General features: G+C 35.7%; 9 protein-coding genes. 4 read left to right on the forward strand and 5 right to left on the reverse strand.

Features of this window, described 5'->3' with window-relative positions; all coding sequences use genetic code 11:
* Nucleotides 1–288: 288 nt before the first annotated feature.
* Entirely contained in the window at nt 289–1,515 is a 1,227-nt protein-coding gene (locus LQV47_RS21610; RefSeq protein WP_230041194.1) for a type IX secretion system plug protein domain-containing protein, read from the reverse strand.
* A 70-nt stretch (nt 1,516–1,585) separates the two neighbouring features.
* Between LQV47_RS21610 and LQV47_RS21615 the strand changes: the two genes are divergently transcribed.
* Complete coding sequence (locus LQV47_RS21615; protein ID WP_230041195.1) at nt 1,586–2,224, forward strand: MBL fold metallo-hydrolase; 639 nt, start codon at nt 1,586–1,588, stop codon at nt 2,222–2,224.
* Nucleotides 2,225–2,337: 113 nt separating this feature from the next.
* On the opposite strand, the gene LQV47_RS21620 is transcribed toward LQV47_RS21615, so the two are convergent.
* Genes LQV47_RS21620 through LQV47_RS21630 form a run of 3 tightly spaced genes read right to left on the reverse strand, consistent with a single transcriptional unit; the run spans nt 2,338 to nt 7,531 of the window.
* On the reverse strand, nt 2,338–4,794 hold the full coding sequence (locus tag LQV47_RS21620; protein WP_230041196.1) for a TonB-dependent receptor: 2,457 nt from the start codon (nt 4,792–4,794) through the stop codon (nt 2,338–2,340).
* Between the two features lie 24 nt (nt 4,795–4,818).
* Nucleotides 4,819–6,300: a trehalase family glycosidase gene (locus tag LQV47_RS21625; RefSeq protein ID WP_230041197.1), complete on the reverse strand. Its 1,482-nt coding sequence runs from the start codon at nt 6,298–6,300 to the stop codon at nt 4,819–4,821.
* A gap of 1 nt (nt 6,301) precedes the next feature.
* Nucleotides 6,302–7,531: an MFS transporter gene (locus LQV47_RS21630; RefSeq protein WP_230041198.1), complete on the reverse strand. Its 1,230-nt coding sequence runs from the start codon at nt 7,529–7,531 to the stop codon at nt 6,302–6,304.
* Between the two features lie 123 nt (nt 7,532–7,654).
* Between LQV47_RS21630 and LQV47_RS21635 the strand changes: the two genes are divergently transcribed.
* A complete protein-coding gene (locus LQV47_RS21635) occupies nt 7,655–8,509 on the forward strand; it encodes an AraC family transcriptional regulator (protein WP_230041199.1) in 855 nt (284 codons plus the stop codon).
* A 300-nt stretch (nt 8,510–8,809) separates the two neighbouring features.
* Here the strand turns inward: LQV47_RS21635 and LQV47_RS21640 are convergent, their stop codons facing one another.
* The gene (locus tag LQV47_RS21640; RefSeq protein WP_230041200.1) at nt 8,810–9,364 is read right to left on the reverse strand and encodes a thioredoxin family protein; all 555 of its coding nucleotides are present in this window, start codon (nt 9,362–9,364) and stop codon (nt 8,810–8,812) included.
* 319 nt (nt 9,365–9,683) lie between these two features.
* On the opposite strand from LQV47_RS21640, the gene LQV47_RS21645 reads away from it, so the two are divergent.
* Nucleotides 9,684–10,280, forward strand: a complete 597-nt coding sequence (locus tag LQV47_RS21645; RefSeq protein ID WP_230041201.1) for a TetR/AcrR family transcriptional regulator — start codon at nt 9,684–9,686, stop codon at nt 10,278–10,280.
* Nucleotides 10,281–10,644: 364 nt separating this feature from the next.
* Complete coding sequence (locus LQV47_RS21650; RefSeq protein ID WP_230041202.1) at nt 10,645–11,805, forward strand: efflux RND transporter periplasmic adaptor subunit; 1,161 nt, start codon at nt 10,645–10,647, stop codon at nt 11,803–11,805.
* The last annotated feature ends 38 nt before the right edge of the window (nt 11,806–11,843 follow it).

Here is an 11,843-nt window from a genome sequence, read left to right on the forward strand (position 1 = left end):
AATAAATAAACAAAACACAATGATGATTTTATAAGGAAAGTCACTAATTAAATATAATTTTATTATTAAAAAAGATTTAAATTGATAATATTAATACAAATTAAATTTTTGTGAATTAAAATTTTAACCATGCATTGCATTGCATTTTATCATTCAAATAATCCGATTAGTTTCTTAAAAACCAGCATTCATAAGGCTTCACAAAAAAATAGGCTATCTCGTCGGAGACAGCCTATTTTTTTAAATATACTGGATATTATTTTTATTTCTCAAAAAGCAAAGAATTCTTTACCGTTTATTTCCAATTGGAGTCCTAAATTCTCCATATCCCATCAGGCCGTCATAGTTTCTTCCGAATGGAGCATAATATAAAAATGCCTGATATAGGTTTTCTGTTTGCCAGAAATTTCCGTTTATTTCTCCAAAATTTAAAGATCCGTCACTTTCTTTAGTTGCCAGAACATAGTTATAAAATCCTTGCTTCAGAAAAATTTTAGCTACATATTGTTTACTGGCAGCATCATACTGCATCTGATTTTCTTTGCCCGGCTTATATCCGTTAAATCCTCCAAGAATATAAATGTCTTTATCTACAGGATCCGAATCCAAATAAAAGTATACCCATGAATAATCTGCTTCTCTTTCAGCATCTCTTTCTCTTCCTAAGTCATTTCTTCTGTAATACCACGCTCCGTTTACGTCGGGCTGATATTGATAATTTAAAGGGAAAGCCCAAACCGGATGCAAATACGTCTGGTTTACACCGTCTTTTATTTCTACAGTACGAACCATATCCGCAGGGGTATTCATATTTTTATTATCGAAATAATAAAATTCATTATCTCCCGGAAAACTGAGGTTCATCTGCTGAAAAAGCAACTGATTTCCTAAAACAGTACTTGCTTTCAAATTCGAAATGGTCATATTCGGGTTGTTATTCTGCATCACATTCAGTGTCATAGAATTAACATTAGAAGAAAGATCACCGCCGTTGGGCACTGCTTTTACCTCTACTCTTTGGTTGATATTAGGTTTTTTGGCATCTGCTATCCTTGAAATATTGAGAGCTAATGAAGCGGCATCTTCTACCAGGTAAAAGCGTCTTCTGAAAAGTGGTTTATCTGCAGAGTCTTTATAAACAATCAGCTCAAAGTTCCCTGAAATTTTCGCTTGTATTTTATCATTGGGAAAAGTCAGTTTATAGTGAGTATAAGCTTGTAATGTATTAAAAGAATACTGGAACTGATCAAGAAGGCCATTCATGCTTCCTGTGGCAAACTCTGTAAAAAACAGGTTATCGTCATTCCAGTTTCTATCGTAATGTTTAATCGTGTATCGATAAATTTCACTGGTATTGGTAAGGTCATCAAAAGTTAACACCAGTTTTTCATCTGAATTAAATTTAATGACAGGAGTTTCGTCATTCGTTTGTGGGTTGAATAATTGGATACTCTGGATATTTTGTCCATACACCAATCCGCCCAAAGAGAGTAAAAGTATTCGCAAAGTTTTCATTATGACGAAGATAACGAAAAATCGGCATTTTCTTAATAATATCGTATTTTTGAAATAAAAATATTCGGATATGCTTCAGATTCAGGGTTTCGTTTTCAATTTTGCGAGCGAAAATACATATATTGTCTACAACGAAAATAAAAACGCCTGGCTTATTGATCCGGGAAATATGAACGGACAGGAAACTCAGGCCATTGAAAAATTCATCACAGAAAATGGCTTACAAATTCAGAAAATCCTTCTGACTCATGCTCACATTGATCATGTTTTGGGGCTTCAGTGGGCTTCTGACACATTTAAAGTACCTGTCCATATGCATCAGGAAGACCAGGAAGTACTGGATATGCTTCAGGCTAGCGGACTAAGATTTGGAATGACTATAGATCCTGTAAAAGTAGAGGTAAACTATGTAAAAGAAGGTGACGAGCTGGATCTTGATGGAGAAAAGTTTAAGATCTACCATGTTCCTGGGCATTCTCCTGGAAGTGTAGTCTACCACAATGAAAATCAGAAGTTCATGATTTCAGGTGATGTACTTTTTGAAGGCAGCATTGGAAGAACAGATTTATATAAAGGAAATTATGAACAGCTGATTGAAGGTATCACCAAGAAACTTTTCGTGCTGGACAGTGACACTCAGGTATTTTCCGGACATGGAAATCCTACTTCAATCGGTTTTGAAAAGCAGTATAATCCATTTTTTAAGTAGACGGGTACGGTATTCGGGTCAGCGGGTACAAACATCTGCCCGTTTGTGAGAGCTTATAAAAAAAGAAACCGCCAGGAAAATCCTGACGGTTTCACGTTATAAAGAAATAGAGTTTAAAAATCTAAAGTAACGGATGCTCTGGCTGCAGCTCCCATAATAGGTCTGGCCATTCTTATATTGGTACCGGTAACTGTTTGAGATCGCGGATCTCCTTCTGTAATTCCAATGGTATTAAAGATATTAGTTCCATCTACTGCAAAACGGATTTTCCCTAACTGATAAGACATTCCTGCGCCAAATTCTGTAAATGACGGCAGAATATTATCATCTGTATTTCCCTCATTCTGATAACGCTTACCATAATAATTCATACTAACATAGGTCCTCCATTCTTTCGTAATATTGACTGCTGGAGAAATATTGAAATAGAACTTAGGAATTCTTCTTACCAAATTACCATCATAGTCAAAGGTAGATCCATCATTATTTCTTCCTGTAAAATCTTTATATTTCGGATTTTGAATTGTTCCATTAAATGTCACCTCAAGAATATTATTGAATAATCTTGTATACCCTTCAATTTCTACTCCAAAATTGGTTGTATTAGCAAATTTATTTTCAGAAGTTCCGTCGGAGAACACATCTGTAAACGAAAGGTTTTTAAGAGTTGAATAAAAAGGAATCACTGCAATATCAAAGGTACGCGAATAGTATTTGTATCCCACTTCCAACTGATTGGTCTGCACAGGTTTAATCTGGCTCAGGTCTGACATATTATTATAATAAGCTTCCTCATTTGGAGATCTGAAACCACTGGAAAAACGGGCATATACAGCATTTTCTCTATTGATCTTATAATTGGAGGCCAATGTATAAGAAACCTTATTAACATCGTAGTACCAATAGGTATATTTATTACCCAGTACTGCCATATTATCATCTGCCGTCGTAGTATTAAAACCATTGGTGCCATCTACCGTCAAACCAGAATTATTTAGGTTCGCAGTGGTTGTATTTACCCCATATCCTTTATAAAAATCGCGGCTGTAACGCATTCCTCCATTGAAACTCCATTCATCCGTAATATTATAATCCAGGTTCAGATAGAGATCGTTTAAACTTCCCTGAATTTGAGAATCTCTAATTAAGAAAGACATGTCCATTACGCCGTTATATGTCTTGGAGTATCCTACATCAGACGGATTAAGTGAAGGGTTTACCAGGTTCAACAATTGAGGTCTATCTGTAGCCGTAGTCAAAATATTACTCCAGTTCCAATATTGATGAGACTTCCAGCTCGACTTATAAAACCCTGCTGTTACATTTCCTTTGTCAAATTTATAATTAAGCTGTAAGTCATTCACAAAATTATTCATCTGCTTGTCGATGGTCCAGAAACCTAGTTTTTGGACATATTGAGGATTTACAGCAGTTCCGTTACTTACAAGAGAATATTGATAATTACTCATTCCTAAACCACCATCTTTTGGATCGTCCTTAGCAAAATTAGAAGCCAATTTCGGAGCTCCTGCAGGGAACATACCCGTATAATTCATATTGATATTGGTATATCTCGTCTTATTTAAAACACTGAAATTATTTCCCAGATCATATTTAAATTCTGCCCCTACTACATCCACTTTCGGGTGAATTCCATCTTCCAGATTTCTATTAAAAAATCCTCCTCCGGCCTGAGGGATATTCAACTGACTGATTGCCCTGTAGCTATAGGTTCCGTAGTTAGGATCAAAGCCCGGAAATTCTTTTAAGGTATTCCCGTCCTGAATCAGAGGAATTGGGAGATAAAATGTATTTCTGTCGTCCAGTTTTTTATAATATACTTTCACATATCCTTTATCAAAGACATATTTCAGATTCATCCTGATCTGGCCTCCATTATTGGCTTTGAAACCGGTTTTTCTGATTCCGTCATCCGTTCTGTAGAAACCTCCTATGTTGAAGAACAATTGATCTTTTACCAATGCTCCTCCCACATTGAGGTCTGTACGCATTAATCCGTAAGTACTGGTTTCAATTTTCGCTGTTCCTTTAAAATCGTTGGTTCCTTCTTTAGTAATAAAGTTGATCAGTCCACCGGGAGAATTATTGGCATAGATAGAACCTGATCCTCCTCTTAAAGCTTCCAGGCGTCCTACAGTATTATCTACACGGAAAAAATTATCAGCATTGGCAAATTGAAGCGCCCCATCTTCAAAAACCGGAAGACCATCCTCCTGTACCTGCACAAATTCATAAGCTCCCGCAGAAGGAATTCCTCTTGCAAAAAGGTTATTGCCTACCTCACCACCGGAGGTTTCTACTGCAAACCCGGGAACTCTTTGCAGCAAAGCAGCAGCACTGATAGGATTCTGTTTTTGAATTTCCTTAGCACTGAAAGTAGAAATCGCGGTACTGGATTCTATTTTTTTCTTTGGATTAGAATTTCCGGTAATAACGATCTGGTCGATGGAAGAGACTTTCGCGGAGTCCTGCGGTGTTTCCTGAGCATACACATTATTGAAGTACAATGTAGCTGTGGCGGCAATTAAAAAGATTGATTTATTTTTCATAGCCCTATTTTTTTGTTGTTAGTTTCAGTTTTGTTGTAATTTTAAATACACTCCATTCGTCCAACCGAATCCATCCTGATTGGGGTATTCCCCTCCACCTGCAATTGTTTCTGTATCTAATGCATTGTATTTTTCCATAAGTTTTCCGGTATTGTTGTAGACTCTTTCTACATTCGAACACCAGTTATTTTTTATTTTTTCAGCCAGCTCATTACACCCATAATTCTTCATAGCTTGAAAACCCAGCCACTGATAAGGAGCCCATGCATTGGGTAAATCCCATTGCTGTCCCGATTTTTTTGTTGTGGTAACCAACCCTCCCTGATACAGGAATTTTTCAGCAATAATTCTGGCAACTCCTTTCGCCTGTTCCCCATCTGCCAATCCCAGAAATAAAGGGTAAAGAGCAGCAATATGCTCAGACGGTGTTTTTGTGTTTTTTTTAGTATGATAATCCTTATACGTCTTCGCTTTTTCATCCCAGAAGTATTTATTGATCATCTGTCTTCGCGTTGCTGCTCTTTCAGTAAAATAATTTTCCTTTTCAGTTAGATTCTGAAGTGCTGAAGATTTTGCCAGTGTGGTTTCCAAATGCCATAAGAGGCAATTCAGATCTACCTGAGCAAGGTTCAGCGTTTCTATCGTCTGTATATGTTCTCCGTCTGCAAACCATCTGCTGGAAAAATCCCAGCCGGATTCACAGGCGCTTCTTATATTTCTGTAAAATTCATCCCCGGAAGCATTTTCATGATCCTCAATATCGATCAGGTAACTTTCAGGACGTGGGGTATTTTCCGCATCATAATAACGGTTTAAAATATCACCATCCTTCGTTTTCACTACTCTTTTGATGCAAGAACCACTCTTCAGCTCTTCTTCACCATTCATCCAGAAAGCATATTCCCTTTCTAAAGTAGTATGATATTGTATATAAATTTCATTATTCCCGGTAGTTTCAAAAAGCAGATCCAGCATCAGCGAAAAATATGGAGGCTGGGAACGGCTTAAGAAATGAGTTCTGCTTGCATTCGGAACAAACCCTACATGCTGGATCAGATAAGCACAGTTTTCCACAATATTCTTCATCATTTCCACTCTCCCGGAAACCTGCAATCCAAGCATAATAAAATAGCTGTCCCAATAGAAAAACTCATTAAATCGCCCTCCAGGAACAATATAAGGTTTTGGTAATTTCAAGAGGGTTCCTTTTTCTTCATAGGCCGTACGGGTCAGTTCGTCCCATAATTTTTCAATATGCTCTTCAATAGGAAGATGATGTTCTCTCTGAACAGAAATTTTTGCCCCTAGAAAATCAAAATGGGCCATCACAAAATCTTTCAGTATAAAATCTTCAGCTTTTTTTGCCTCTTCATACTTTTTATTGATTTCATTGATCAGAAATAATGGAACCGCATCGGTCATCATTTTTTGATCTTCAAAAATCTTAGCCTTCTGTACCTCATCAAAAAGAGTCTGAATTTCCTTGATGTAAAGTTGATTACTCATTTTATTTTTTAGGATTTATTTTTAATTTATTCATGAAAATGGCTGACGTGATCAGGAGTGAAAGCGGAATTAATGAAAGGTAAAATGCCTGCTGCCCACTAAATTCCTGAAACACAAAACCAGTAATAATTGAGCCTATAGTTCCTCCGATTGCTGAAAACACAACAATAAGTCCGGACATGGCACTGTGTAAGTATTTCGGTATGGAAGCCAGAATTACAGAATTAATACTGGGATAAATAGGAGCCAGCAAACCACCCATTAACGGGAACAGATACACCACAAGAGGTGCATTCAGCCAATTAGTATCGGTACCAATATGAATATGATGGGTTAATGGCAATACCAAAAGTAAACTTACGGCAAAGCCAATTACGCAAAATGAAACAACATAAATCCAGCTGAACTTTTTCGAGAAGAAACCTGATAAAAACCTTCCCAAAGCAAAAGCCCCGGCTAAAACAGCTCCCGCCTGAATGCTCATTGAAGTTGGCACCTTTAAGATCTCTTTATAAAAAGTAGGTGTCCATGTCTGAAAACTCTGTTCTACCAACACAAAAAGGAAGGCACATAGTAAAAAGAACAATACTTTTTTATAACTGAATAAACTTGCACTGTTTTTTAAGTCGCCTATCAGATCTGTTTTCTCACTTTTTGTCTCCTTCTCGTTCAGTTTTGAAAAGAATAAAAACAAAAATGAAAGTGTAGAAAGCGCTCCTAAAACCCAGTACACATTAAGCCAACGGGTAGATTTAGGATTATGATCATCAATATATAAACTGAACAGAAGATTTCCTGCCAGTACTCCAATCATAAAAAAGCCTTCCAGAAATCCCATAAAACTGGAATGTTCCTTATCGGTTTCTGTAACCAGTCCAATAGACGTAAAAACTGATATTTTAATAAGGGCAAAAGAAATCCCTACAATGGCAAATAATACTTTAAAGATCCAAAAACCACTGGCAAAAGGCATTACAAAACACATGCAACTCACCATAAATAAAGCAGCCAGCATTGAGTTTTTGATCCCTATTTTCGGAAGAAATGAAGCCAGGATAAATGAACAAATGGCAATCGGAAGATCTTTAAACCCTTCCAGGATACTGGCAGACGATTTTGAAATTCCAAAATTCTGCTGAACCTGGAGAATAACTGTTCCCACAGAATTCAAAAGAATTGCGAAAACAAAATAATTTAAAAATAATACAGCCTTTATATTGAAATTTTTCATTCAGATCATTTCTTGTCGGCTAAGATAGAAGCATTTGTGTTAACGATAATTTAACACAGTAAATCAATATTTGAACAATATTAATATAATTAGTATTTTTAATGATTAAATATGATTAATTAAATGAAAGTTACTTTTGAAAGAGTCATTCCCAATGAGAAAAGCTCGTTCCGTACTATTCATAATAATTCCCCTATTTCGGAATTCAAATGGGAATATCATTATCATCCCGAAATTGAGCTGGTCTGTGTAATTTCCGGGAACGGAACCCGCCATGTGGGTTATCATAAAAGTAATTATACCCATGGAGATCTCGTTCTTATCGGATCCAATATTCCCCATTCCGGATTTGGTTTAAATTCCATTGATCCCCATGAAGAAATTGTACTTCAGTTTAAAGAAGAAGTTCTTCAGTTCCCTGAACAGGAAGTAGAAGCCAGATCTATTAAAAACTTACTGGAACTTTCGAAATATGGCATTCACTTTCATCACAAAGTAAAAAAAGCAGTGCTTCCAAAACTTAAACTCATGCTTGAGTCTGATGGTTACAAAAGATATTTAATACTTCTTGATATTCTTTTCGAACTCTCTACATGTAAAGACTATGAGCTTTTAAATAAGGAAATCATGCCTTACACCATCATTTCAAAGAATAAAACCCGACTGGAAAATATTTTCACCTATGTAGAGCATCATTATGATAAAGAAATTAATATTGAAGAAGTAGCAAAACTGGCGAACCTTACTTTACCGGCCTTTTGCAATTTCTTTAAAAAAGCAACTCAGATCACTTTTACAGAATTTGTAAACCGATACCGGATTAATAAAGCCTGTCTTTTGATGGCTCAGGATAAAACCATTTCAGAATGCAGCTATAGCTGTGGTTTTAATAATGTGACCTACTTCAACAGGATGTTTAAAAAATACACAGGAAAAACACCTTCAGAGTTTATTAAGAACTATTCTCAAATAAGGTGAATGTATAATAAAATTAATATTTTACAAACATAGGATGACAAATATTGCGCTTAGTTTATCCACATACTTTGTCATTCCGCAGGAATCCAAGCATAAAAATTCTCGCAGATTGAACTGTTGCTTGCGTTATAGGGTGATATAATTACGTTACTATCATTGTGCACCCGTTAAATCTGTGAGTGAAATAATAGCAGCACAATACACCGAGATATCTAAGAGAAAATAAAAAAGCTGTCCTTAAAAAGAACAGCCTTTATATCATGATACATAAGAAATGGCAATTAAAAGCCAATAACCTATTTATTTCCATTTAATATTACATCCCATGCTTGGTCTCTGAATTTCTTCCTGTGCTTCACCCGCCAAAAGATTTTCAAAAGCAATAATTAAATCTTCTCCGGTTACATCTTTATTATTCCCAGGTCTTGAATCATCCATCTGACCTCTGTAGACAAGGTCCAATTTATCATCAAAGAAATAAAAATCCGGTGTACATGCCGCTTCATAAGCTTTCGCTACTGCCTGGCTTTCGTCAAATAAATAAGGAAAATCAAAATTCTTTTCGATTTGGAACTCAATCATTTTTTCAGGAGAATCAGCAGGATATTTTTCAATATCATTCGCATTAATGGCAATGAATTCAATTCCTTTATCATTATAATCTTCATATAGTTCGTTGATTTTATCGATCACATGAAGAACAAATGGACAATGGTTACACATAAAGATCACTAATGTACCTTTTTCGCCTTTCAGATCTTCTAAAGACTGTATTTCATTCGTTTTTGATGGGTTTGGAAGTTCAAAAAAGGGAGCTTTGGTTCCTAATGCCAACATATTTGAGGGAGTATTCATACCTTATTTCTTTGTTCACAAAGATAAAAATTTCTTTTATTAATAAACTGAGTTCTGAATAAGACATTTTTATTTTTATTTAATAGAGGATGGAAGTTTTATGCCACTTAAAAACTCTTGATCATCAATTGTATTGATTTTCACTTTACTTATTTTTTATAAGATTTTTAAATTACATTCAAAAAGAGGTCTCTAGCTCCCATTCTTACAGCTTTGAGCTACTTCTATCAATATCTATTAAATGTTAAAATTAAAATAACATTTGGAAGTTATGTTCAAAAGTTTGTAGTTTTGCTAACACTGTTAGTAAATAAATATCATGGGCCTACATGAACGCCGTCAAAGAGAAAAAGAATCCATCCGTGCAAATATTTTGCAGGCTGCTTTCACATTGGCGAAAACTGAAGGCTGGGCTTCACTATCCATGCGTAAAATAGCAGATGCTATTGAATACAGCGCACCGGTAGTCTACGATTATTTTGAAAATAAAGAGGCCATCCTATTTGAAATTTCTTTAGATGGCTTTCACAATTTACATATAGAATTATTAAAAGCTCAGAAGAAACATGACAGTCCGGAGGATCAGCTTGTGGCTATTGTAGATGCCTACTGGAATTTTGCTTTTAAAAATAAAGAATACTACCAGCTTATGTTTGGTTTGGGAATGCAGTGCTGTGGAAAAGGCCAGATGAAAAAAGAATTTTCATCTTTTCAGGAAATGATTTATGAATGTACCTATGAAATTATCAAGAAAAATGGATCCAATCCGGATAATGCATGTCATATGTCTCATGCCCTGTTCTCAGCAGTTCACGGAATGATTTCCATTATGATGATGCGTACGGCAGATATCCCATCTACTATGAATAAATCATCTTTAGATGAAACTGTTTCGTCTTTTATCAGATCTTTATAGATTTTTTTTGAGCTAAAAATTAACACCGTTAGGAAATTTAACACTGAATTAATATAAATAATTCATTCAAACCTGATTAAAAACTAAAATTATTATGTAAAACTTATACAATTTAATCGGTAAAAGTAAGGATTTTTTCTTTAAACATTAACACTGTTAGCAAAATTAACACACTTACACCTCACACCTTCATACATTATATATATTTTAAAAATTCAATTATGGGAACATTCAACTTTATCGGACATTAAAAATTATGTAATTTTTTTTGAACAAATTATTAACACTGTTAGGAAAAAAAACAGCATTTATTACAAGGAATATTACTTAAATCTAACACTTCATTAAAAAAATTAAACTCAAAATGAAAATACCTGGAAAAACAAAGTTTATTGTACTTATCTCAAGTATAATTCTTTTACAGAGTTGCACCAAGGCTGCCGAAGGATCTAACGCCGCACCGCCAGCACCTGAACTTCCGGTTTATACCGTTATCACCTCTCCTGCCACCACTTATCAGGAACTTCCTACTGCTTTAGAAGGAAAAAACAATGTAGAAATCAGATCTCAGGTAGATGGATATCTTGATAGGATCTATGTAGAAGAAGGAGCTTATGTAAGAGCCGGACAGCCTTTATTTAAAATAGACTCCAGAAGCTATGGTGAACAGATGAATATGGCACAAGCCAATCTCCAAGTGGCCCATGCTAATATACAGAAAGCAAAAGTAGAAGTTGACAGACTTCAGCCATTGGTTGCTGCAAAAGTAGTGTCTGATGTACAGCTTAAAACAGCGAAAGCCAACTATGAAGCTGCGGTTGCAGCGGCAGCCCAGGCCAGAGCATCAGTAGGAAGCGCAAGGATCAATGTAGGATTTACAACTATTACAGCACCGGTAAGCGGTTATATTGGAAGGCTTCCTTATAAAAAAGGAAGCCTGATCTCCAGAACAGATCCTAATCCATTGACTTTATTATCAGACATCAGTGAAATTTATGCCTATTTCTCTTTAAGTGAACTTGATTTTATTGCTTTTCAAAATAAATATCCAGGTGCTACTTTAGAAGAGAAACTGAAAAATATGCCAATGGTAGAACTGGTAATCGCCGATAACAGTATCTATCCTCAAAAAGGAAAACTAAGTATTGTAGACGGGCAGTTTGATAAAACAACCGGAGCTATCAGCGTACGGGCAGTTTTCCCTAATGCACAGGGATCTTTGAGAACCGGAAATACGGGAAGGGTACGTATGCCTCAACTATTATCCAATGCTGTAGTTATTCCACAGGAATCTACTTTTGAAATTCAGGACAAAACATATGTCTACATCTTAGGAAAAGACCAGAAAGTAACAAGCAGACCGATAAAGATTTCCGGAAAAACAGACAGCTATTACTTCATCTCTGAAGGTCTTCATTCCGGAGACAAAATCGTCTACACCGGAATAGGAAGCTTAAAGGATGGGGCTTCGATCAAGCCAAAAGCAATTTCGTCTGACAGCTTATTGAAAGCAAAACCTTTATAGTCCTTTTCCGAATACAGAAGACTTAAAAAAATAAACTT

The sequence above is a fragment of the Chryseobacterium sp. Bi04 genome (assembly GCF_918698085.1).
Taxonomy (GTDB): Bacteria; Bacteroidota; Bacteroidia; order Flavobacteriales; family Weeksellaceae; genus Chryseobacterium.